The 22272-nt window shown below is 73.5% G+C and carries 20 protein-coding genes; 8 read left to right on the forward strand and 12 right to left on the reverse strand.

The window, feature by feature from the left end:
* Nucleotides 1-158: 158 nt before the first annotated feature.
* The gene (locus BJ981_RS31110) at nucleotides 159-500 is read right to left on the reverse strand and encodes a hypothetical protein (protein WP_184616963.1); all 342 of its coding nucleotides are present in this window, start codon (nucleotides 498-500) and stop codon (nucleotides 159-161) included.
* Between the two features lie 342 nt (nucleotides 501-842).
* Here BJ981_RS31110 and bar point away from each other — a divergent pair, with 342 nt between their 5' ends.
* The gene (gene bar / locus BJ981_RS31115) at nucleotides 843-1949 is read left to right on the forward strand and encodes a barbiturase (protein WP_184616964.1); all 1107 of its coding nucleotides are present in this window, start codon (nucleotides 843-845) and stop codon (nucleotides 1947-1949) included.
* Nucleotides 1950-1986: 37 nt separating this feature from the next.
* Here bar and BJ981_RS39510 read toward each other — a convergent pair whose 3' ends face one another.
* Nucleotides 1987-2673 (reverse strand): prepilin peptidase, encoded by a 687-nt coding sequence (locus tag BJ981_RS39510; protein WP_184616965.1) that lies wholly within the window; start codon nucleotides 2671-2673, stop codon nucleotides 1987-1989.
* Between the two features lie 119 nt (nucleotides 2674-2792).
* Between BJ981_RS39510 and BJ981_RS31125 the strand changes: the two genes are divergently transcribed.
* The 6 genes from BJ981_RS31125 to BJ981_RS31150 all read left to right on the forward strand — a co-directional run bounded on the left by BJ981_RS31125 (nucleotide 2793) and on the right by BJ981_RS31150 (nucleotide 7560).
* On the forward strand, nucleotides 2793-3356 hold the full coding sequence (locus BJ981_RS31125; protein WP_184616966.1) for an SseB family protein: 564 nt from the start codon (nucleotides 2793-2795) through the stop codon (nucleotides 3354-3356).
* 126 nt (nucleotides 3357-3482) lie between these two features.
* Nucleotides 3483-4661, forward strand: coding sequence for a chorismate synthase (gene aroC / locus BJ981_RS31130; RefSeq protein ID WP_184616967.1), 1179 nt, complete (start codon nucleotides 3483-3485; stop codon nucleotides 4659-4661).
* Nucleotides 4658-5191: a shikimate kinase gene (locus BJ981_RS31135; RefSeq protein WP_239139261.1), complete on the forward strand. Its 534-nt coding sequence runs from the start codon at nucleotides 4658-4660 to the stop codon at nucleotides 5189-5191. The genes aroC and BJ981_RS31135 overlap by 4 nt, the downstream gene beginning before the upstream one ends.
* Nucleotides 5188-6264, forward strand: a complete 1077-nt coding sequence (gene aroB / locus BJ981_RS31140) for a 3-dehydroquinate synthase (protein ID WP_184616968.1) — start codon at nucleotides 5188-5190, stop codon at nucleotides 6262-6264. Before BJ981_RS31135 ends, aroB begins: the two co-directional genes overlap by 4 nt.
* 70 nt (nucleotides 6265-6334) lie before the next feature.
* A complete protein-coding gene (aroQ, locus tag BJ981_RS31145; protein ID WP_184616969.1) occupies nucleotides 6335-6769 on the forward strand; it encodes a type II 3-dehydroquinate dehydratase in 435 nt (144 codons plus the stop codon).
* Nucleotides 6766-7560 (forward strand): SGNH/GDSL hydrolase family protein, encoded by a 795-nt coding sequence (locus BJ981_RS31150; protein ID WP_184616970.1) that lies wholly within the window; start codon nucleotides 6766-6768, stop codon nucleotides 7558-7560. Before aroQ ends, BJ981_RS31150 begins: the two co-directional genes overlap by 4 nt.
* A gap of 9 nt (nucleotides 7561-7569) precedes the next feature.
* Here the strand turns inward: BJ981_RS31150 and BJ981_RS31155 are convergent, their stop codons facing one another.
* The 9 genes from BJ981_RS31155 to BJ981_RS31195 are packed head-to-tail and all read right to left on the reverse strand — an operon-like array spanning nucleotide 7570 to nucleotide 19055.
* Entirely contained in the window at nucleotides 7570-9129 is a 1560-nt protein-coding gene (locus tag BJ981_RS31155) for an amylo-alpha-1,6-glucosidase (protein ID WP_239139260.1), read from the reverse strand.
* Nucleotide 9130: 1 nt separating this feature from the next.
* Nucleotides 9131-9964 (reverse strand): carbohydrate ABC transporter permease, encoded by an 834-nt coding sequence (locus BJ981_RS31160; RefSeq protein ID WP_184616971.1) that lies wholly within the window; start codon nucleotides 9962-9964, stop codon nucleotides 9131-9133.
* Between the two features lie 9 nt (nucleotides 9965-9973).
* Nucleotides 9974-10897 (reverse strand): carbohydrate ABC transporter permease, encoded by a 924-nt coding sequence (locus BJ981_RS31165; protein WP_239139259.1) that lies wholly within the window; start codon nucleotides 10895-10897, stop codon nucleotides 9974-9976.
* A 2-nt stretch (nucleotides 10898-10899) separates the two neighbouring features.
* Complete coding sequence (locus BJ981_RS31170; protein ID WP_184616972.1) at nucleotides 10900-12186, reverse strand: ABC transporter substrate-binding protein; 1287 nt, start codon at nucleotides 12184-12186, stop codon at nucleotides 10900-10902.
* 35 nt (nucleotides 12187-12221) lie between these two features.
* Nucleotides 12222-12989: an SDR family NAD(P)-dependent oxidoreductase gene (locus BJ981_RS31175; protein ID WP_311745859.1), complete on the reverse strand. Its 768-nt coding sequence runs from the start codon at nucleotides 12987-12989 to the stop codon at nucleotides 12222-12224.
* Nucleotides 12986-14185 carry an ATP-NAD kinase family protein gene (locus tag BJ981_RS31180; protein ID WP_184616973.1) on the reverse strand — a complete coding sequence of 400 codons (1200 nt, stop codon included), beginning with the start codon at nucleotides 14183-14185 and terminating at the stop codon, nucleotides 12986-12988. The genes BJ981_RS31175 and BJ981_RS31180 overlap by 4 nt, the downstream gene beginning before the upstream one ends.
* A gap of 6 nt (nucleotides 14186-14191) precedes the next feature.
* On the reverse strand, nucleotides 14192-15739 hold the full coding sequence (gcvPB, locus tag BJ981_RS31185) for an aminomethyl-transferring glycine dehydrogenase subunit GcvPB (RefSeq protein WP_184616974.1): 1548 nt from the start codon (nucleotides 15737-15739) through the stop codon (nucleotides 14192-14194).
* Entirely contained in the window at nucleotides 15736-17091 is a 1356-nt protein-coding gene (gene gcvPA / locus BJ981_RS31190) for an aminomethyl-transferring glycine dehydrogenase subunit GcvPA (protein ID WP_184616975.1), read from the reverse strand. The genes gcvPB and gcvPA overlap by 4 nt, the downstream gene beginning before the upstream one ends.
* Nucleotides 17088-19055 carry a beta-galactosidase gene (locus tag BJ981_RS31195; RefSeq protein WP_239139258.1) on the reverse strand — a complete coding sequence of 656 codons (1968 nt, stop codon included), beginning with the start codon at nucleotides 19053-19055 and terminating at the stop codon, nucleotides 17088-17090. Before BJ981_RS31195 ends, gcvPA begins: the two co-directional genes overlap by 4 nt.
* A gap of 146 nt (nucleotides 19056-19201) precedes the next feature.
* Here BJ981_RS31195 and BJ981_RS31200 point away from each other — a divergent pair, with 146 nt between their 5' ends.
* Nucleotides 19202-19843: a GntR family transcriptional regulator gene (locus BJ981_RS31200; RefSeq protein WP_184616976.1), complete on the forward strand. Its 642-nt coding sequence runs from the start codon at nucleotides 19202-19204 to the stop codon at nucleotides 19841-19843.
* Nucleotides 19844-19894: 51 nt separating this feature from the next.
* Here the strand turns inward: BJ981_RS31200 and BJ981_RS31205 are convergent, their stop codons facing one another.
* Nucleotides 19895-21901 carry an ATP-dependent DNA helicase gene (locus tag BJ981_RS31205; RefSeq protein WP_184617694.1) on the reverse strand — a complete coding sequence of 669 codons (2007 nt, stop codon included), beginning with the start codon at nucleotides 21899-21901 and terminating at the stop codon, nucleotides 19895-19897.
* Between the last annotated feature and the right edge of the window lie 371 nt (nucleotides 21902-22272).

Consider the following 22272-nt stretch of genomic DNA (forward strand, 5'->3'; position numbering starts at 1 on the left):
CCGGTCATCTCAGTAGTACGCGCTAAAAACGACGGATGGTTGCCAGGGTTGCGGAAATATTTTCTGAAAAAGTCGGACTTTGGCGACATTAAAGGATGAAGAACGTTTTAATAGTCGCTAGTTCCTGAGGCTCCGGCACTCCCGGCCGGGGCGCCCGGTCACCCTCTGTTGTCGCGGCCGCCCGTTCTCGTGATCGCGTAGGCGAGGTTCACGGCGGCGATGACCGCGAACACCAGCAGGATCGGCACGGTGGCGTGGTCCACGTTCAACGACACGATCGCCACCAGGGGCACCGACAGCGCGAGCGACCCGAGACCGAGCGTCATCTGCGCCCAGTCGGGGCCCGGACGCCGGGGCGATGCGGCCAGTCGCTGGTCGATCACGGCGTTCACCCGGTCGACCAGCGACTGGGCGAGTTCGAGCTCGTACTGGGGGCCGAGTTCGCGGCGTGCGGACATGGCGGCGGCGACCTCGTCGCGCTCTAGTTTCTGGGGTTCCACGCCCCGATTCTGCCCCGCGCCGTGGCGGGCGCGGCGAAAAACCCTCCGATCATCAGGACAGCGTTATGAGGAATATGTCAGAAACGGCATTTCGGACGGGAAAGAGGCAGGCTTGGGGCCTTTGTATCGGCGAGATGTTCCTAAAGGACCCTGTTTCATGGGCAATGATGGCCAATGACGCGAACGCCGAGGGCGAAGAGCCTCGCGCTCACTCCGCCGGGCGCCGTGGCGGGCCGTGGGGGCGGACGGCGAGGGGTGCGGGAGGCGCCGCCGGGGAACGTCCGGCCGGAGAAGGACGTCCGGCCGCGGCGCGGCCGGGCGCAGACGTGAGAGGTGGAACACATGCCCGATCCGATCGAGGTGCGCAAGGTCGCCATCGAGAGCGTCACCGACGCCTCCGGGCTGGAAAGGCTCATCGACGACGGCGTGATCGAGGCCGACCGCGTGCTCGCCGTGATCGGCAAGACCGAGGGCAACGGCGGCGTCAACGACTACACCCGCATCCTCGCCGACCGGGCCTTCCGCGACGTGCTGACCGCCAGGGGGACGCGCTCGCCCGAGGAGGTGGCACAGGTGCCGCTGGTGTGGTCGGGCGGCACCGACGGCGTCCTCAGCCCGCACGCCACGATCTTCGCCACCCTCGACCCCGCCCGCGTGACGCCCTCGGAGGAGCCACGCGTCTCGGTCGGGGTCGCGATGAGCGACGTGATCCTGCCCGAGGACATCGGACGTCCCGCGATGGTGGAGAAGGTCGCCGCCGGCGTGCGCGAGGCCATGAAGATCGCCGGGATCGAGGACCCGGCCGACGTCCACTACGTCCAGACCAAGACGCCGCTGCTCACCCTCGCCACGATCGGCGACGCCAGGACGCGCGGGCAGGACGTCGTCATCGAGGACACCGGGCCGTCGATGGACATCTCCAACTCCACCACCGCGCTCGGGATCGCGGTCGCGCTCGGCGAGATCCAGACGCCGCGGGCCGAGCAGATCCACCGTGACCTGTCCCTGTACTCCAGCGTCGCCTCCTGCTCCTCCGGCGTCGAGCTGGACCGGGCGCAGATCGTCGTGGTCGGCAACGTCCGCGGCATCGGCGGCCGGTACCGCGTCGGGCACGGCGTCATGAGGGACGCCCTGGACGCCGACGGCATCTGGGACGCCATCCGCGACAGCGGCATCGGCCTGCCCGAGCGGCCGCATCCGGGCGATCTCGGCGGCAGGCTCGTCAACGTGTTCCTCAAGTGCGAGGCCGACCCCGGCGGGCGCGTGCGCGGGCGCAGGAACATCATGCTCGACGACTCCGACGTGCACTGGCACCGCCAGATCAAGGCCGCGGTCGGCGGCGTGGCGGCGAGCGTCACCGGGGACCCGGCGGTGTTCGTCTCGGTGGCCGCCGTCCACCAGGGCCCCTCCGGCGGCGGCCCGGTGGCCGCCATCGCCGACCTCGGCTGATCACCGCGCCCCACCGACGATCACGGGGGCTCGGGTGTCACCGGAGGGCGGCGGCCACCGCGCCGAGGAGGATGAAGGGGCCCAGCGGGAACTGGGTCTTCGCCGTCGCCCTGCGGGTGAACAGCAGCGCCATCGCGTACAGGGCGCCGAGGAACTGGCCCGCCAGCGCGCCCGTCACCCACGCCTCCAGGCCCAGCGACCCCATGAGCATGCCGGCCAGCCCTGCCAGCTTCACATCGCCGAACCCCAGCGCGTCCGGGCGCGCGAACCACAGCACCCCATAGGCGCCTGCCAGGGCGAGGCCGCCGAGCAGCCCGCCCGGCAGGTGCCCCGCCAGGGCGAGGAGCACCGCGACGATCGGATAGGACGGCAGCGTGATCGCGTCCGGCAGCCGCCGCGTCCGCCAGTCGATCATCGCGAGCGCGCAGCCCGCGACCGCCGCGTACAGCCAGGCGGCCAGGTCCGCCGAGCCCGCGAACCTCCAGGCGGCGAAGGCGCACGCGGCCGCCACCCCCGCCTCCGCCCAGGGCGGCCACCCCGGCCACCGGCCCTGCCGCACCGCCCCGCGGAACGCCGCCCGCGCCTCCGCCCGGTAGGCCCTCTGCTCTTCCTGGTAGGCCCTCCGCGCCTCCTCCTCGGCGGGGGAGAAGCCGCTCGCCAGGGCGCGGACGTAGGGCCCGGCCAGGAACCCGAGCAGCGCGGCCCCGGCGACGATGACGCTCACGTGCCGACCCTAGCCGCCCCGATCGGCCCACCGGCGGCGAACGGCCCGCGTGCGGCTCCCGGCGGGGAGGTCCGCGCGCCGGTCGGCGGCGGGGTGGCGGGGAGGTAGGCTCGCGGATCGTGCCGAGCATTCCGCAGCCGCTCCTTCCCGAGGACGACGGCGCCGCCGACCCGGCGGTGGCCGCCGCGCTCGCCGCGTTCGCCGCGGGCACGGGCGACGTCGCGCGGGTGGCGGCGGCGCTGGGCACGGCGAGGCTCCTGGTCCCCGTGGTGGCGGTGCTGACCTCCACCGAGATCGGGGAGAACGGGCTCGCCCGCGAGAAGGAGAGCGAGATGGCGCTGCCGGTGCTGGTCGGCGCCGACGGCAGGAAGGCCGTCCCCGCCTTCACCGGGTCGGAGCCGTTGCGGCGGTGGCGCGCCGACGCCCGCCCGATCCAGGCCCTGACGCCGCAGGTCTGCCGGGCCGCTCTCGGCGAGGGCGCCGACGCCGTGGTGGTCGACGTGGCCGGGCCGGCGCCGTTCGCGATCGAGGGCGGCGTGCTGCGCGCCCTGGCCTCGATCGGCGGAGCGCCCGCGGACGGCGACGGCGTCCAGGGGCTGCTCCAGGGACTCGCCCCGCACGCCGAGGTGACGGTCGCCCGGGTCCGCGAGCCCCGCCGCGGCCTGTTCCGCCGCCGCCGCTGACACCCCTGGCCCCTCCGCCTCGCGTGGGTTGCGGGGAGACGGCTTCGCGCAGGTGGGGGTGGGTGGGACGGCGGTGAGGTGCGGGGCGGGCGTCGGCAGTGGACGGCGCATGGAAGACTTGTCACCATGTTGCGCTGGTTGACCGCGGGCGAGTCGCACGGCCCCGAACTCGTCGCGATCCTCGAAGGGCTGCCCGCCGGGGTCGCGGTGACGTCGGCCGATGTCCGGGAGGCCCTGGCCCGGCGCCGCCTGGGCTACGGCCGGGGCGCGCGCATGAAGTTCGAGCAGGACGAGGTGACCATCGTCGGCGGCGTCCGCCACGGCCGCACCCTCGGCAGCCCGGTCGCGATCCGCGTGGGCAACACCGAGTGGCCCAAGTGGGAGACCGTGATGGCCGCCGACCCCGTGGACCCCGAGGTGCTCGCGGCCCAGGCGCGCAACGCCCCGCTCTCGCGTCCCCGCCCCGGCCACGCCGACCTGTCGGGCATGCAGAAGTACGGCTTCGACGACGCCCGTCCCGTGCTGGACCGCGCCAGCGCCCGCGAGACCGCGGCCAGGGTCGCGCTCGGCCAGGTCGCCCGCAACTTCCTCAAGCAGGCCCTCGGCGTCGACATCGTCAGCCACGTGATCGCCATCGGCGCGGTGGAGGCCCCCGGCGACGTGATCCCCGGCCCCGGCGACCTCACGGCGGTCGACGAGCACCCGGTGCGCTGCCTGGACGCCGGCGCGGGCGCGGCGATGATCGAGGAGATCGACACCGCCAAGAAGGAGGGCGACACGCTCGGCGGCGTCGTCGAGGTCGTCGCCTACGGCCTGCCGCCGGGCATCGGCAGCTACGTCCACTGGGACCGCCGCCTCGACGCGCGCCTCGCCGCGGCCCTCATGGGCATCCAGGCCATCAAGGGCGTCGGCGTCGGCGACGGGTTCGAGACCGCGCGCCGCCGCGGGTCCGAGGCCCACGACGAGATCGAGAACACCGCCGCGGGCGTGCGCCGGGTCACCAACCGGGCCGGCGGCGTCGAGGGCGGCATGACCAACGGCGAGCCGCTGCGGGTGCGCGCCGCCATGAAGCCGATCTCCACGGTGCCCCGCGCCCTGTCCACCGTCGACGTCCTGACCGGCGAGCCCGCCAAGGCGATCAACCAGCGGTCGGACGTCTGCGCGGTCCCGGCCGCCGGTATCGTCGCCGAGGCGATGGTCGCGCTGGTGCTCGCCGACGCGGCCGTCGAGAAGTTCGGCGGCGACTCGGTGGAGGAGGTCGCCCGCAACCTGTCCGGCTACCTGTCCTCTATGGTGATCAAGTGACCTCTCCTGCGCGAAGCCCCCGCGGCGCGACGCCGCGGGCGGTGCTGATCGGCCCGCCGGGCTCGGGCAAGTCCACGGTGGGCACGCTGCTGGCCGGGCGGCTCGGCGCGGCGTTCCGCGACACCGACGCCGACGTCGAGGCCACCGCCGGAAAGCCCGTCTCCGACATCTTCGTCGACGACGGCGAGGAGCGCTTCCGCGCGCTGGAGGCCGAGGCCGTGCGCCTGGCCCTCGCCGAGCACGACGGCGTGCTGTCGCTCGGCGGCGGCGCGGTGCTGGACGCGGGCACCCAGGCCCTGCTGGCCGGGCATACGGTGGTCTACCTGCGGGTCGGCCTGTCCGACGCCGTGGCCAGGGTGGGGCTGGCGCAGGCGCGCCCGCTGCTGGTGCTGAACCCGCGCAGTCAGTTGAAGAAGCTCATGGACGAGCGCCGCCCCGTCTACGAGCGGCTGGCCACCATGATCGTCGACACCGACGGCCGCGAACCCGAGGACATCACCGACGAGATCGTCAAGGGGCTCCCCGCGTGACCAGCACCCGCATCCAGGTCAAGGGGGAGCGCCCCTACGACGTGGTCATCGGCACCGGCGTGCTCGCCGAGCTGCCGGGCCTGCTCAGCGAACGCGTCCGCACGGTCGCCGTGGTGCGCCCGGCGGGCCTGCCCGAGATCGCCCGCCCGGTCTGCGAGGCGCTGACCGCCGCCGGGCACGCCGTGGTCGAGCTTCCCGTCCCCGACGGCGAGCACGCCAAGTCCGTGGAGGTCGCCGCCGAGCTGTGGTCGGCGTTCGGCCGCTACGGCGTCACCCGCTCCGACGCCGTGGTGGGCGTGGGCGGCGGGGCGACCACCGACCTGGCCGGGTTCGCCGCCGCCACCTGGCTGCGCGGCGTCGAGGTCGTCCAGGTGCCCACCACCCTGCTCGGCATGGTGGACGCGGCGGTCGGCGGCAAGACGGGCATCAACACCGCCGAGGGCAAGAACCTCGTCGGCGCCTTCTACCCGCCCGCCGGGGTGCTGTGCGACCTGGCGACGCTGACCTCGGTCCCGCGCGAGGACTACGTGGCGGGGCTCGCCGAGGTCATCAAGGGCGGCTTCATCGCCGACCCGACGATCCTGCTGCTGGTCGAGGACGACCCCGAGGGCGCCCGGCTGCCCGAGGGCCGCCACACGCGGGCGCTCATCGAGCGCAAGGTCCAGGTCAAGGCGGACGTCGTCGGCGCCGACCTCCGCGAGTCCGGCGTCCGCGAGATCCTCAACTACGGCCACACGCTGGCGCACGCGATCGAGCGCGTCGAGAACTACCACATGCGGCACGGCGAGGCCGTGGCCGTCGGCATGGTGTACGCGGCGGAGCTGTCGCGGCTGGCCGGGCACGCGAGCCCCGCCCTGGTCGAGCGCACCCGGGCGATCCTCGACGCCGTGGGCCTGCCCACCTCCTACCGCGGCGACGCCTGGCCGGACCTGCGCGACCACATGCGGGTCGACAAGAAGAACCGGGGCGAGACCCGGCGCTTCGTGATCCTGGACGACGTCGCCCGGGTCACCCGCCTGGAGGATCCCCCCGAGGAGTTGCTGGAGGCGGCCTTCCGCGAGGTCGCCCGGTGAGCCGGCGGCACGGGGCAGAGCGCGCCGACGGGCGCACGGAGCGGCGCAGGGAAAGGACGACGACACCGCGATGAGGACCGTGTTCGTGTTCAACGGCCCCAACCTCTCGCGCCTCGGCACCCGCGAGCCGGACGTCTACGGCGCCGACACCTTCGCCGACCTGGAGGCCCTGTGCCGGGGCGTCGGCAGGGAGCTCGGGCTGTCGGTCGAGGTCCGCCAGACCGACGACGAGGCCGAGCTGGTCTCCTGGCTGCACGAGGCGGCCGACGGCGCGATCCCCGTCGTGCTGAACCCCGCCGCGTTCACCCACTACTCCTACGCGCTGCGCGACGCGATCGCCCAGCGCACGGCCCCGCTCGTCGAGGTGCACATCTCCAACCCCGCCGCCCGCGAGGAGTTCCGCCACACCTCGGTCGTCGCCGCCGTGGCCACCGGCACCATCGCCGGGTTCGGCCTGCGCTCCTACGAGCTGGCGCTGCGCGCCATCGCCGAGGAGCAGGCGTGAGCGGGCCGTACACCTCGTTCGTCGCGATCGGCGACAGCTTCACCGAGGGGCTGAACGACCCGGGGGCCGACGGCCGGTTCCGCGGCTGGGCGGACCGGGTGGCCGAGCGGCTGGCCGCGCTGACGCCGGGGTTCCGGTACGCCAACCTGGCCGTGCGCGGCAGGCTGCTGGACCAGATCGTCGAGCGGCAGGTCCCCCTGGCGATCGACCTCAAGCCGGACCTGGTCAGCCTGTGCGCGGGCGGCAACGACCTGCTGCGGCCGGGCGCCGACCCCGACCGCATGGCCAAGACGCTGGCGGGCGCCGTCCGGGAGCTGCGGGCGGCCGGGGCCGAGGTGCTGCTGTTCACCGGGGTCGACCCGCGCGACACGCCGCTGATGCGCCGCGCCCGTGGCAGGACCGCGGTGTTCTACCTGCACATCCGCTCCATCGCCGACGTGTACGGCTGCCACCTGGTCGACCAGTGGTCGATGCAGTCGCTGCGCGACTGGCGCGCCTGGAGCGAGGACCGGCTGCACATGAACGCCGAGGGCCACCGGATGGTCGCGGCGAAGGTGTGCGAGGTGCTCGGCGTGCCCACCGAGGACCGCTGGCGGTACACCTGGCCGCCCCGCGCGCACGTCGACCGCAGGGTCAGGCTCCGCGAGGACCGGCTGTGGGTGCGCGAGCACCTGCTGCCCTGGGTGGGCCGCCGCCTGCGCGGCACCTCCTCGGGCGACGGGGTCGAGCCCAAGCGGCCCGGCCTGACGGCGTTCGAGGCGGGGCCGCCCGCCGACGCGCCCCGCCCGTAGCGCCGCCGGTCAGCCCGCCTGGACGGCGAGGTCGAGGAAGAGCGCGGCCGACCAGCCGAAGCTCCGCGCCGCGCGCCGCGCCGGCCGCCCGGTGAGCGGGTTCCAGTACTCATGCAGCCCGCCGCCGTCGCGCACCATGGCGAGCGTGCGCTCGGCCAGCTCCCCGGCGGCGTCCGGATGGCCGGAGCGGCGCAGCCCGTCGGCGAGCATGTGGTTGACGTTGAGCCACACCGGGCCGCGCCACATCGCCTCGGGGTCGAAGTCGGGGTCGTCGAACGCCACGCTCGGCACCGGGCGCTCGCCCCAGAAGGACGGCGAGCGCAGGTCCGCCACCAGCGCCGCGGCGACCCGCTCGGGCAGCCTGCCGGTGAACAGGGGCATCAGCTCCAGCGGGGTCCGGGTCCGCGCCGCCGCGGGCGGCCCGGAGGCGCCGCCGACCAGGGTCACGAAGCGGGCGCCGTTCCAGCGCAGCCGGACCATCAGCGCGACGTGGGCGCGGGCCTTCTCCCGCCACGCCCGCGCCTCCTCGTCGCGGCCGAGCACGCCCGCGATGTCGGCGAGGCGGTCGTACTGCAGGGCCAGGTAGGAGTTGAGGTCGGGCGGCTCGGCGCGCGGGCCGTGGTCCCAGATCGGGCTGTCGTCCAGGCCGGAGGAGTAGGGGTGCAGGTACTCGGCCAGCCCGTCGCCGTCGGGGTCGGAGCAGGCGAGCCACCAGCGCTGCCATCGGACGAGCGGCTCGTACACCTCGGCGAGGAAGTCGCGGTCCGGCGCGGCCTCGTGGACCTTCCACACCGCCCAGGCGGTCACCGGCGGCTTGGTCACCGGGACCAGCCCGCCGACGATCCCGCCCTCGGCCGCGCCGCCGACGTGCCGGGCCAGGCGCAGGTGGTCCGAGCGGGGCAGGTCGGTGGTCTCGGCCAGCACCCCGTGGTCGTGGACGACGTCGGGGAGCCGCCCGTCGGGGAGCCGGTGGTCCAGCAGGATGCGGATCTGCTCGCGGGCCAGGGCGGGGTCGCCGTGCCGGAGCCCGACCGCGTGGAAGCAGGCGTCCCAGTTCCACAGGCCGACGTACCCGGCCTTGGACGGCACCAGCGCCTCGCGGCCCCCGATGGCGATCACGTTGGCGGCGAGCGTCCACCACGCCTCCTTCGCCCGGGCGCGCAGGTCGGCCCGGACGGCCGGCATGCGCGCGAACCAGGCGTCCCAGCGGGCGGCGGCGCGGGCCAGGACGTCGGCCGGGTCGAAGGTCCCGGCGCCGGTGAGCGTGCGGCAGCCGGCGACCTCCGCCGCGCCGCCGTCCCACACCGCCCGCACGCCGTCCCCGGTCAGCACGAGCGTCTCGGGGCCGGCGAAGACCAGGCAGACGCCGCCGTCGAACTCCACCCGGTCGGGCAGGGCGGCGCGGACCGGCAGCGGGCGGTCGGCCGACAGCACCCGCAGGCCGGACAGCACGGTCTCAGGGTCGGCCTCGTAGCGGGCGCGGGAGACGCGCAGCGCGCCGTCGGGGCCCGCGGTGACCATCAGCCGCGACCCTCGGTCGGTGAAGGGGCGTTCGCGCAGGTCGAGCACGTTACCGTCCTCCCAGGCCGGATGCGGCCATGGCGTTGATGATCTTCTTCTGGCCGATGAGGAACGCGATCAGGGTCGGGATCACCGAGATCGCCGAGGCGGACAGGATGAGCCCGTAGTCGACGGCGGAGTGCCCTCCGGCGAACTGGCTGAGCAGCAGCGGCACGGTGGCGAGCTCGGGGGAGTTCAGGAAGACCAGGGGGAAGAAGTAGGAGTTCCAGGAGGCCAGGAACACGATGATACCGAGCGCCCCGAGGCCGGGCCTGATGTTCGGCAGCACGATCCGCCAGAAGATCGTCCAGCGGCCCGCGCCGTCTGTCCTGGCCGCCTCCTCCAGCTCGATCGGCACCGCGCGGATGAACTGGCGCAGCAGGAAGACCGCGAAGGGGTTGGCGACGGTCGGGAAGATCAGCGCCAGGTGCGAGTCCACCCAGCCGAACTTCGCCAGGACCAGGTAGAGCGGCACGATCGTGACCTGCGTCGGCACCATCTGGGTGGCCAGGAACAGCACGAACAGCGCTCCCGACCCGCGGAACCTGATCCTGGCGAAGGCGTACGCCGCCATGGCCGAGGTGAGCAGCGTGAGCGCCACGTTGAGCGCCGCGATGTAGAGGCTGTTCCAGTAGGCCAGGCCGAACGGCATCTTGGCCAGCGCGTCGGGATAGTTCTGCGGCCGCCACGGGCTGGGCAGCCAGGCGGTGGGATCGTTCAGCATCTGGTGCACGCCCTTGAAGGAGGTGAGCAGCATCCAGGCGAACGGGAACAGCATGAGCAGGCCGCCGAGGGCCAGGGAGGCGTGCAGCGCGAGCTGCCGCGCGGCCGGACGCGAGCGCATCGAGGCCCCCTAGGAGTCGTAGTGGACGAAGCGCTTCTGCGCCGCGAACTGGACGAGGGTCACCAGCAGCGTGAGCACGAGCAGGATGAGCGCGGCGGCGCTGCTCATGCCGAACTGGAAGTCCTTGAAGCCGAGCTTGTAGACCTGGTAGACGATGGTCCGGGCTCCCTCGTTGTGCGCCGGGTTGACCAGCACGTAGATCTGGTCGAACGCCTGGAACGAGCTGATCACCGCGACCACCGTGGAGAAGAAGATCGTCGGGGACAGCATGGGTAGCGTGATCGACCGGAAGATCCGCGCGCTGGAGGCGCCGTCGATGCGCGCCGCCTCGACGATCTGCGGCGGGATGGTCTGCAGCCCCGCCAGGAAGATGACCACGTTGAGGCCGAGCGACGACCAGATCGTCACGATCGCGATGGCGACGATCACCCAGCCGGGGTCGCCGAGCCAGTCGGGCCCGTCCAGGCCGAGCCGCCGCAGCGTGGAGTTCAGCACGCCGTTGTCGTCGTCGGCGAGGATGACCTGCCAGATCAGCGCCACCGCGACCGAGCTGGTCACGACCGGCATGAAGTACAGCACCCGGTAGAAGCCGCTGCCCTTGATCCCGGCCAGCCCGGCCGCGATCAGGACCGCAAGGACCAGGCCGACCGGCACGGTGATCAACGCGAGCTTGGCGGTGTTCCACACCGCGCGCAGGAAGTCGGCGTCGGTGAGCTGGGCGGTGAAGTTGCCGAGGCCGACGAAGGTCTTGGGGCCGAAGCCGTCCCACTGGACCAGGGACAGGTAGACGGCGTAGCCGAGCGGGACGACCAGGAAGACGAGCAGGAAGGCGACCTGCGGGGCGAGGAAGAGGCCGGCCCACCAGCCGTCGCGGGTGCGCACCCCCCGGCCCGCGCGGGCGGGCCGGGCGGGCGCCTTGGCGATGGCGGCCACGGTCAGCCCGTCATGCCGTCGACGGTCTTCTGCAGCTCGGTCATGCCCCGGTCGAACGGCACCTTGCCGGTCCACACCTTCAGCAGCTCGTCGTTGATGGCCGCGGTGAGGCCGGGCACGGCGACCTCGTCGGGGTAGTTGGCGAAGCCGGTGTCGCGCACGTCGAGGAACGTCTGGGCGTGCTGCGGGTAGCCGTCCAGCACGACCTGCTCGGCGCCCTTGATCGAGGGGACCGCGCCGCCGCCCTTGAGCCGCAGGAGCTGCCCCTCCTTGCTGACGAACTCGGTGAGGAAGGTGAACGCCGCCTTCGCGTTCTTGGCGTCCTTGTTGATCGCCATGTAGGAGGCCGCGACCGCGCCGGGCATCGGCTTGCCGTCGGGGGAGGGGAACGGGACGATGTCGTAGTCGTCCAGCTCGCCGCCCTTCCTGAGGCTGTCGATCACCCACCGGCCGCCCGCGTAGAACCCGGCGTCGTGCTTGAGGAACCGGGTGGAGGCGCTGTTGCTCTCCGGCAGCACGTCGGCCGACAGGAACGTCTTGTCCAGGTACCCCTTGGCCAGGGTCTGCAGGGCCTTGCGCGCGTTCGCGTCGGTGGTGGCGACGAACCGGCCGCCGTCCCACACCTTGCCGCCGAACCCGTTGATCACGCTGTAGGTGGAGCCGTACCAGTTCCAGAAGATGGACCCGGCCTTGCCCGCCGCCTTGAGTCTGGCGTTCATGTCCAGGTACTTGTCCATGGTCCACTGGCCGGCGGCGTACAGGTCGGCGGGGTTCTCGCCGATCCCGGCCTCCTTCAGCGCCTTCTTGTCGAACCAGAGCACCTCCGGGTTGGTGTCGTTGGGAACGCCGTAGATCCGGCCGTCCTTCTTGGCGCCGCCGTAGATGCCCTCGAAGAAGTCCTCGGGCCTGCTCTTGGAGTCGGGGCCGGCGAGCAGTCCCTCCAGCGGGGTGAGGACGCCCGAGGAGACGAACTTGCCGATGTTGTCGTCGCCGACGAAGAACACGTCGGGCGCGGTCTTGCTGGTGAGCTGGGTGAACAGCTTGGGGTGGTAGTCGGCGTAGTCGGACACCGACTCGAGCTTGAGCTTGATGTTCGGGTGGCGCTTCTCGAAGTCCCGGGTGAAGCCGTCGTAGAGCTTGATGTCGTCGGCCGTGCCCCAGGTGGACCAGCGCAGGACGACCTGGTCGTCTCCGGCGGCCCCGGGGGCGGCGCCGCCGCCCGAGCCGCTGCACGCGGCCGTGGCCGCCGTCGTCGCCATCAGGGCCAGTAGGGCTATTGCGCGCTTCATGCTTGGTTCCTTGCGGTGGGGGTGCGGGTGGTGCGTCAGGCCAGGCCGCCGCCGTCGACGACGAGGGCCGTGCCGGTGATGTAGGAGGAGGTGTCCGCGGTGAGGAAGAGAACGGCCTGGGCGATCTCCTCGGGGGTGCCCGCGCGGCCCATGGGACGGTCGGCCGCGTCGGCGGCGAAGGCCGCCCAGTCCTCCCGGAGCTGGCGGGCTTCGTCCCGCAGCATGGGAGTGTCGGTGTCGCCGGGGTTGACGGAGTTCACCCGGATCCCGGCCCCGGCGTGGTCGATGGCCAGGGCCCGCGTCATGTTGACGACGGCGGCCTTGGAGGCGCAGTACGACACCGCGTTGCCGCCGCCCTTCAGGCCCCACCCCGAACCGGTGTTCACGATCGCGCCGCCCTCGGTCATGGCGGGGATCGCGTACTTGCACATCAGGAAGACCGAGCGGACGTTCACCGCCATGACCCGGTCCCATTCGTCCACGCCGAGGTCGAGCGCCGTGCTGCGGCGGATGATCCCGGCGTTGTTGAACAGCGCGTGGAGCCCGCCGAAGCCCTCGACGGCGGTGCGGACGACGCGCTCGCAGTCGGCGGGCGAGGAGACGTCGGCCTGGACGGCGATCGCGTCGGCGCCGCCGGCGGCGATGCGCCCGGCCGTGTCCTCGGCGCCCGGGCCGTCGATGTCGGCGACGACGACCTTGGCGCCCTGGGCGGCGAACAGCAGCGCCGTCGCCCTCCCGATGCCGGAGGCGCCGCCGGTGACGATCGCGACCCTGCCCTTCAGAGCGTCCTCCAGAGTCTTCACTGCGCGTACTCCTCACTCGCGGCCGCGATGCGGTAGACGGTGCTCTCGTGATGTCCGGTGATCACCTGGACGTGCCCGGCGAGCCCGAGGTCGGTGTCGGGGTCGCCCGTGTCGGCGAGCAGGGGCCGTCCCCGGAGTCCCGCCAGCTTCTGCTGGGTCGCCAGGACCACCAGGGCGCGCCGCCCGGGGCCGCCGCGCGCGACGGCCCGCAGGACGCGGGGGGAGATCTGCTGGTTGCCTCGGCCGAGCACGAAGCCCTGACCGCCGATCACCGAGAGCACCAGAAGCGCCTCATGCCCTCTGACCAGGTCGAACAGCCTAGCCTCCGTCACGTCCGCCCCCAGCAGCCGGGGCCGGGGACCGGCCTCCACCACGTCCACGCCGAGCAGCGTGGTGGCCAGCCCCAGCTCCCTTCCGACGGCCATGGTGGTCGCGCCGGGGCCGAGCGCGTAGCGCACGCCCGGCCGCATCCGGGAGACGACCTCCCGGGCCACGCCCTCGGCGGAGCCGGGCCCCGCGGCCGACGAGCCGGTCTTCCTGCCCGACAGCCGGCGCGCGTCGGCGGGCACCCGCACGGTGCCGTACAGCCGCGGGCCGACCAGCCCGTCGCGGTACAGCTCCTCGTCCAGGTCGACCACCTCGGCCTCGGCGACGGCGCCGGGCGTGTACCCGGCCGCCACCAGGCCCGCGGCGGCCGGGCTCACCGCGAAGCAGCCCGAGTAGACCTTGACGCCCGCGGGCACGCCGAGCACCGCCGGGGCGTCCGCGCCGAGCGGGCGCAGCGCGTCCAGCACGTCCCGCGCGGTGCCGTCCCCGCCCGCGAAGAGCACCAGGTCCGCCTCCGCCATCGCGGCGACGGCGGCCCGGGTGTCGGCCGCCGAGGTCGCCCCCGCGGGCCGCGCCTCCCCGGTCAGGCGGGGCGAGCCGCCCGCCGCGCGGACGCTGTCCTCGCCCATCGCGCCCGCCATCGTGACCAGGCGGACGCCCGGCGCGGCGGCGAGCAGGGCGCGCACGGCCCGCGCCGCCCTGGCGCCCGCCCGCGGCACCGAGCCGCGGGCCAGCGCCTCGCGCTGGACGTCCGCGCCGTCGCTGCCCTTCAGGCCCGCCGGGCCGCCGAGCCCGGCGACCGGGTTGACGACGAGCCCGACGGTGAGACCGGCGCCCGTGCCGGCCGTCGCGGAGATCTGGTGCTCCATCGCGGCTCAGGCCAGGTGCTTGCGGACGTAGGCGCGCCAGGTGGGCGCCCACTGCCGGGGGTCGTCCAGCGGCGTGGGGTCGATCTTGTGGATCGGGCTGTTGTACGGGGCGCCCTTGACCAGCTCCGGATCGGTGCGGGCCTCGGAGGCCACGTGCGCCAGGATCGCCGCGTACTCGTCCAGGTCCTCCTTGGAGTAGGACTCGGTGGGCTCCAGCGTGAACGGCTCGGGCACCAGGTAGGGGTGGTGGCTGGTCCAGTAGTGGACCCCGAAGTCCGCGGCCCGCACGCCGATCTCCTCGGAGTGGACGCCCGTCTCCTCCGACAGCTCCTGCCAGGAGTAGCGGACCTGCTCGATGCGGCGCCGGTCCCAGGGGGCCGACGCGCCCGGTATCTGGAGCACCTTGTGCATCAGGTAGTTGTTGTTCAGCGCCGCGGTCTCGGCGACCTGGCGCAGCCCCTCGGCGCCGAGCGTCATGATCCAGGCGTAGGCGCGCACGACGTTCGGGGTCACGCCGAGGAACGGGCGGATCTTGCCGATCGAGCGCGGCGGCGTGACCAGCGAGAACCTCCCGTCCTGCTCGGCGACCACCGGGCCGGGCAGGAACTCCGCCAGCGCCTCCGACACCCCGCACGCCCCCGCCGCCGGGCCGCCGCACGCGTGCGGGGTGGAGAAGGTCTTGTGCAGGTTGAAGTGGCACAGGTCGAACCCGGCGTCGCGGGCCCGCGTGATGCCGAGGATGCCGTTGGCGTTGGCCTGGTCGTAGCACGCCAGCCCGCCCGCCTGGTGGACCAGCTCGACGAACTCCGCGATCCGCGGGTTGAAGATGCCGGTGTCCTCGGGGTTGGTGATCAGCAGCGCGGCCGTGCGCGGGCCCACGGCGGCGCGCAGCGCCTTGATGTCGGGGTAGCCGTCGGCGTCCGGCATCAGCGTGATGACCTCGTACCCGGCCGTCTTGGCGCACGCGGCGTTGGACGGGTGGGAGAACATCGTGGTGATCACCTGGTCGCGGTGCTCCTCGCCGCGGGCGGCGTGGTAGGCGCGGATCATCGCGATGTTGGCGTAGATCGCGGCCGACCCCGAGCCGGGCTGCAGCGAGACCCGCGCCATGCCGGAGATCTCCGCCAGCATGCGCTCCAGCCGCCAGTAGATCTCCAGCACGCCCTGGAGGGTGTCGGGGTGCTGCAGCGGGTGCAGCTCGGCCACCGCCCTGGCGAAGGAGTCGTTGACCTTGGGGCTGTACTTCATCGTGCAGGTGCCCTGGCCCACGTCGACGTTGAGGTCCACGCCCAGGCTCTCCTGCGACAGCCGCACGTAGTGCCGCAGCACGTGCAGCTGCGACATCTCCGGCAGCGCGGGCGGCGCGGCCCGCCGCACCGAGTCCGGCAGCTCCACGGCGGGCGCGCCGGGCCCGGGCACCGCGATGCCCCGCTGCCCGGGCCGCGACTGCTCGAAGATGATCGGCTCGTCCCAGCGGGCCTGGTGGAAGCGGCGCAGCGGCGGCTTCGGCCCCACCGGCAGCTTGGCGAACGGTTCCGCGGCGTGCCCGCTCATCGCCGGCCTCCCTCGTCGTCGGCGCGCCGGGCGGACGCCACGGCCGCGGCCAGCCTGTCGATGTCGGCGATCGAGTGCCGCTCGGTGACGCAGACGAGGATCGTCCGGTCGTCCAGCGGCACGCCCCCGTAGATCCCCTGCGCGCGCAGCCGGTCCAGGAGCGCGGCCGCGTCGTCGACCTCGACCGCGAACTCCCGGAAGTGCACGGCCCCGTCGTGCAGGACCCGCAGTCCCGCGCCGGCCAGCGCGTCCATCGCGTACCGGGTGCGGGCCAGGATCGTCTCGCCCACCTCCCGCATGCCCTGCGGCCCCATGAGGGCCAGGTAGACCCCGGCGGTGATGCCCCACAGGGCGGCGGCCGTGCCCACCCACTCCTTGCCCTCCTCGCGCAGGGCGAAGGAGGTGCGCTCGTAGAACACGTCGCCGAAGCCGTACTCGCCGGGCACCGTGGTCGGCGCGATGCCGAACAGGCGCGAGGGGAACTGGGCGACCAGCGGCTCGTCGTCGTGCGTGGCGATGTACCCCGCCTGGCCGCCGCCGTGGTTCTGGTGGACGCCGAGCGACTGGATGTCGCCGCAGGCGATGTCGGCGCCGTAGGCGGCCGGCGGGGCCAGCACCCCGAGCGAGATCGGGTCGGCGCTCACGACCAGCAGCGCGCCGTGCGCGTGGGCCAGCTCGGCCAGCTCGCGGCCCCGGGTCTCCACCACGCCGTAGACGTTCGGGGTCTCCAGGTAGATCGCGGCGAACGTGTCGTCCAGGACGACCTCGCCCATCTCGCCGCCGGGGCCCACCGGGGCCGCGACGATCTCGATGTCCGGGGCCAGGAAGTCGCGCAGCTTGCTGAGCTTGTCGGCCGCGACCGCGCCGCTGACCAGCACCTTGGCGCGGCCGGTGTGGCGGCAGGCCATGCGCAGCGCGGTGCCCGCCGCCTGGAAGCCGTCGTAGGTCGGGACGTTGACGACGTCCATCTCCAGCAGCTCGCCCATCATGCTGACGTACTCGAACAGCGCCTGGAAGCGGCCGTGGTCCTCGTACGGCTCGCCCGCGTAGGCGGTGAGGAACTCGCCCCGCGAGTTGACCTCGTCGCAGACGGCGGGCACGTGGTGCGGGTAGCAGCCGTGGCCGAGGAAGCTGAGCGCCTCCTCCGTGCCGGTGTCACGGCCGAGCAGGGAGCGCATGTGGCGCACCAGGTCGTGCTCGGCCACGAACGGCTCGGGCAGGTCGAGCGGGCGGTCCAGGCGCAGCTCGGGCGGGATGTCGGCGTAGAAGTCCTCGACGCGCGCGGCGCCGATCGCCGCCAGCATCTCCGCCCGCACGCCCGGCTCGGCGTTCGGGATGTATGGGTGGGTCACTGGTCTCCTTCGATCCTCAGCACGACGGCGTCGCGCGCGGCGAGGGTGATCTCGCCGCGCAGGGGCCGTCCGGTGAGCAGGTCGGTGCCCGGCGCGGGCAGGGTGAGCGCGGCCGGGGAGGTCGTGTGGTTCAGCAGGAACAGGTGGCGGCCCCGGCGGGCGGCCTCGACGCCGGGCGGGACCTCGGCCACGGGCCGCACCCCGGCCGCCGCCAGCTCGGCGCGCAGCACGGGCGTCACGTCGTCCAGCAGGCAGCTCACGTAGGTGGCCCGGCCCCGGCGCACGACCGCGGGCCGGCCGTCCAGGTCGCCGCCGGCGTAGCGGGCCAGGGGCTCGGCGTCCAGCGGGGTGATCCACTCGGCCCACGTGGACGCGGTCGCGCGCTCCCCGCCGTGCAGGACGACCTCCTGGCGCGCGCCGTCCGGCAGTGGCCAGAACTCCTCCACCGCCACGCCGAGCAGGTCGCGCAGCGGGCCGGGCGCGCCGCCCGCGTGGACCTGGTCGGCGGCGTCCACCACCCCGCTGAACGGGCCGACGACCAGCCGCCCGGGGGCCGCGGCGAGCGCGGCGGCCTGCTCCTCGGTGCACAGGTAGAGGTTCGGGGCGATGACCAGCCGGTAGCCGGACAGGTCGCGGCCGGGCGGGACCAGGTCCACGGCGATCCCGGCGGCGTGCAGCGGCGCGTACCAGGCGAGCAGCATCTTCTTCAGGTCGAGCCGGTTGGACGGCATCGACTCCGGCGCCTGGAGCCCCCACCAGGAGTCCCAGCCGAGCACGAGCGCCACCTCGGCGGTCGTGGCGCTCCCGGCGACCTCGCCGAGCGCCCGCAGGTCGCGGCCGAGGCGCACCGTCTCCCGCCAGGTGCGCGTCTCGGTGCCGCCGTGGGGGAGCAGCGCCGAGTGGAACTTCTCCGGGCCGTACTTCGCCTGGCGCCACTGGAAGAACATCGCCCCGTCCGAGCCGTGCGCCACGGCCTGCAGGCTGTGCAGGCGCATCACGCCCGGCGGTTTCGGCGCGTTGACCTCGCGCCAGGAGACCGCCGAGGGGGCCGACTCCAGCAGCAGCCAGGGCCGGTTCTTCAGCGAGCGCATCAGGTCGTAGCTGAGCGCGGTCGCCACGTGCGCGCCGGGATCGGCAGGGTCGGGGTAGGCGTCGTCGCTGACCAGGTCCTCCTCGGCGGCCCACTTCCAGTAGTCGAGCCCGTGCAGGAGGCTCATGAAGTTGGTGGTGACCGGCACCTCGGGGGTGATCTCGCGCAGCGCGTCCCGCTCCAGCGCGAAGCACTCCAGCAGCGCGTCGGAGCAGAAGCGCCGCCAGTCGAGCGTCTGGGCGGGGTTGAGCGGGCCCGGGGCGCGGCGGGGCGGCTCCACCTGGTCCAGGCTCGTGTAGTGCTGGCCCCAGCAGGAGGTGCCCCACGCCGCGTTGAGCCCGTCGGCGTCGCCGTACCGGGCGGCGAGCCAGCGGCGGAAGTGCGCGGCCGAGACCGGGCAGAAGCATTCGAGGGTGTGGTCGGCGTACTCGTTGCCGACGTGCCACATCGCGAGCGCCGGGTGGCCGCCGTAGCGGGTGGCCATCGCGCGGGCCAGGCGCACGGTGTGCTCGCGCCAGACCGGTGAGCTCGGGCAGTAGCCCTGGCGTGAGCCGAACTCCAGCCGGGTGCCCCCCGCGTCCACCGGCATGACCTCCGGATGCTCGCGCACGAGCCAGGGGGGCGGGGTGGCGGTGGCGGTGGCCAGGTCGGCGGCGACGCCCTCGGCGTGCAGCAGGCCGAGCACGCGGTCCAGCCAGCCGAAGTCGTAGGCGCCCCGGCGCGGTTCCAGGCGCGACCACGAGAACACCGCGACCGTGACCAGGTTGATCCCGGCCTCCCTCATCAGCCGCACGTCCTCGGCCCACACCTCCTCGGGCCACTGCTCGGGGTTGTAGTCGCCGCCGAACAGCAGGCCCGGCACCCGGGTCAGCACACGCTCCTCCTGACATGACCGGAAGCCCAGTTCCGGTCGGGCCGCATCAGTAATATTTTGTGTTCAGAATTCATAGTGCATTATTTTGAGTGCCGTCAACGGGTAAGATTCGGTAAAGATCACTCAGGTCGTCGGGGAGGAGAGCCATGCCGATCGAGCGGCGTCCGCTGAGGGAGCAGATCAGAGAGGAACTGCTGCTCAGGCTCGATCGAGGCCACTTCGCCGCGGGCACCGACGTCAACGAGGCCGCGCTCGCCACCGAGCTCGGCGTCAGCCGCACCCCGCTGCGCGAGGCGCTGATCACGCTCGCGGGCGAAGGGGTCCTGGAGAGCAACCAGGGGCGGGGGTTCCGATTCGCGCCGGTGAGCCGCAAGGAGTTCCGCGAGCTGTGCGCGATCGTGGCCGCGCTGGAGGCTCTCGCGCTGGAGACCTCCGACGCCGCCCACCTGCGTGCCATCGCCCCCGAACTGCTGCGCATGGCGCGCGACTTCCCCGACGCGGTGGCCGAGCAGCAGGTCATCGAGCGCCACGACGACGAGTGGCACGATCTGCTGCTCAGCGGCTGCCCCAACGAGCGCCTGCTCGACCTGATCACCAGCGTCAAGGCGGGCATGCGCAGGTACGCCCACCTGCTCGCCGGGGACGACGCTCCCCTCGAGCGCGAGGCGGCCGAGCACCGCCGCATCGCCGAGCTGCTTCAGGCCGGCGACCTGCCCGGGGCGACCGGCGCCCTGCGCGACAACTGGGTCAACGGCATGGAACGGATGATGGCCCGCATCCCGGAGTAGCCCGCGCGGGCGGGCTACAAGGGGGGTGTCACGGGCGCCCGGCGGGTTCGGCTACGAGGCGGGCGCGGTGAGGCGCCGCAGAGCGGCGCGCACCTTCTGCGGGTCCGTCGTGGTCCAGAACGGCGGCAGCGAGTCGAGCAGGAAGCTCCCGTAGCGCGCCGTCACCAGGCGCGGGTCCAGCACGGCCACCACCCCCTTGTCCCCCTGGCTGCGCAGCAGCCGCCCGGCCCCCTGGGCCAGCAGCAGCGCCGCGTGGGTCGCGGCCACCGCCATGAAGCCGTTGCCGCCCTTGGCGGCGACGTGCCGCTGCCGGGCCGAGGCCAGCGGGTCGTCCGGGCGGGGGAACGGCACCCTGTCGATGATCACCAGGCTCAGCGACGGGCCCGGCACGTCCACGCCCTGCCACAGCGACAGCGTGCCGAACAGGCAGGTCGCGGGATCCTCGGCGAACTGCTTGACCAGCAGGGAGGTGGAGTCGTCGCCCTGGCACAGCAGCGGCGTGGCGAGGCGCTCGCGCAGCGCCTCCGTCGCGGCCTTGGCGGCGCGCATCGAGGAGAACAGGCCGAGCGTGCGCCCGCCCGCGGCCTCGATCAGCTCGGCGATCTCGTCCAGGTACTCCTTCGGCAGGCCGTCGCGCCCGGGCTGGGGGAGGTGCTTGGCGACGTAGAGGATGCCGCTGCGGGCGTGGTCGAACGGCGAGCCCACGTCCATGCCGGTCCACGGCTTGCGCTTGTCGTCCGGGGCGCCCTCGCCGCGGGCCGGGCCGAGGCCCCACTGGCGCGCCATGCCGTCGAAGGTGCCGCCGAGGGCCAGCGTGGCGCTGGTGAGGACCACGGTGCGGTCGGCGAAGAGCTTGTCGCGCAGCATGCCGCCCACGCTCAGCGGCGCGACCCGCAGCACGGGCGGGCGGCGGTCGGTCGCCCCGTCCAGCCACACCACCTCGGCCCGGTCGACCTCGGAGTCGCCGCCGAACGCCTCCAGGATGCGCACGGCCGTGTCGTGGACCTCGTCCAGCGCCGTGAACGCGGCCTTGCGCTGCCCGGCCTTCTCGGGGTCGTCGTTCTTGCCGCCGCCCCAGGACTCCCCGCCGCGCCCGCCCATGGCGGTCAGGCACGCCGCCGCGGCGTCCCGCACCAGCGCCAGCGTCACCCCGAGCACCTGGGGGAGCTGGTCGACGCGGCCGGGCGGCGCGACGGCGAGCAGCGCCTTCAGGTCCTCGCCCGCCTCCTGGAGCCGGTCGGCCACGGCCTGCTCGATCAGCCGCCCGACCCGGCGCACGGCCGCCGTGACCGATGTCTCCGACAGCTCGTCGGTGACCACGCTCGTGACCCGGTCGACCAGCTCGTGCGCCTCGTCCACCACGACCACGTCGTGGTCGGGCAGCACGGCGAACTCCTCCATGGCGTCGATGGCCAGCAGGGCGTGGTTGGTCACGACGACGTCCACCTGGCCGGCGCGCTCGCGGGCGCGCTCGGCGAAGCACTCGGCCCCGCTCGGGCAGCGCTGGGCGCCCAGGCACTCACGGGCGCTGACGGAGAACTGCCGCCACGCCTGTTCGTTGACGCCCGGCACGAGCTCGTCGCGGTCGCCGGTCTCGGTCTGCTCGGCCCATTCCTGGATGCGCTGGACCATGCGCCCGGTGGCGCTGACCTCGCGCGGGTCGAAGAGCTGGTCCTCCTCCTCGTCGGGCCAGACCGCGGTGACCTTGTAGCGGCAGAGATAGTTTCGCCTTCCCTTGAGGATGGCGAACTGTGGCTCATGGGGTAGATAGTCGGCGAGGGCCTCGGCGAGCCGGGGCAGGTCGCGATCGACGAGCTGACGCTGGAGGGCGATGGTGGCGGTGGAGACGACCACGGCGCTGTCGGACTCGATGGCGTGCCGCAGCGCGGGCACGAGATACGCCAGCGACTTGCCGGTGCCCGTGCCGGCCTGGACGGCGAGGTGCTCGTCGTTGTCGATGGCGTGCCGGACGGCCTGCGCCATCTTCACCTGGCCGGGACGCTCGGCCCCGCCCACCCCCGCCACCGCGGCGCCGAGCAGTTGCTCGACCGAGGGCAGCTCCTCTTCCTCGCCGGGCGCGTCGTCCTCCTCGCCGGAGAACTCACCGGAGAGCTCGCCGGTGAGGTCGCCGGGGAACCCATCGCGGGTGTCGAGGGCTTCTGCGGTGGGGTCCAGGGAGTCGTCGAGCACGACACGCAACGCTACCCGTCCCGGAGGGGTCGCCGTGCCGGGGGCGCTGGACGGCCCGCGGTGCGTTCCGGGTGCATCTCGGCATTCCGGAACCCGGACGGCGCTTCGCGTGGCAGACTTGCGGCATCGGTTCCGGGGGGTCAACGACGATCTGCCACCCGCCCCTGCCCGTTCCGGGGCTCGTGTGCCGCGAGTGGTCGAAGGGGTCGGCCATGTCGCTGGCGTAGACGGTTCGGTAG

This window comes from Sphaerisporangium krabiense, from assembly GCF_014200435.1.
Lineage (GTDB): Bacteria > Actinomycetota > Actinomycetes > Streptosporangiales > Streptosporangiaceae > Sphaerisporangium > Sphaerisporangium krabiense.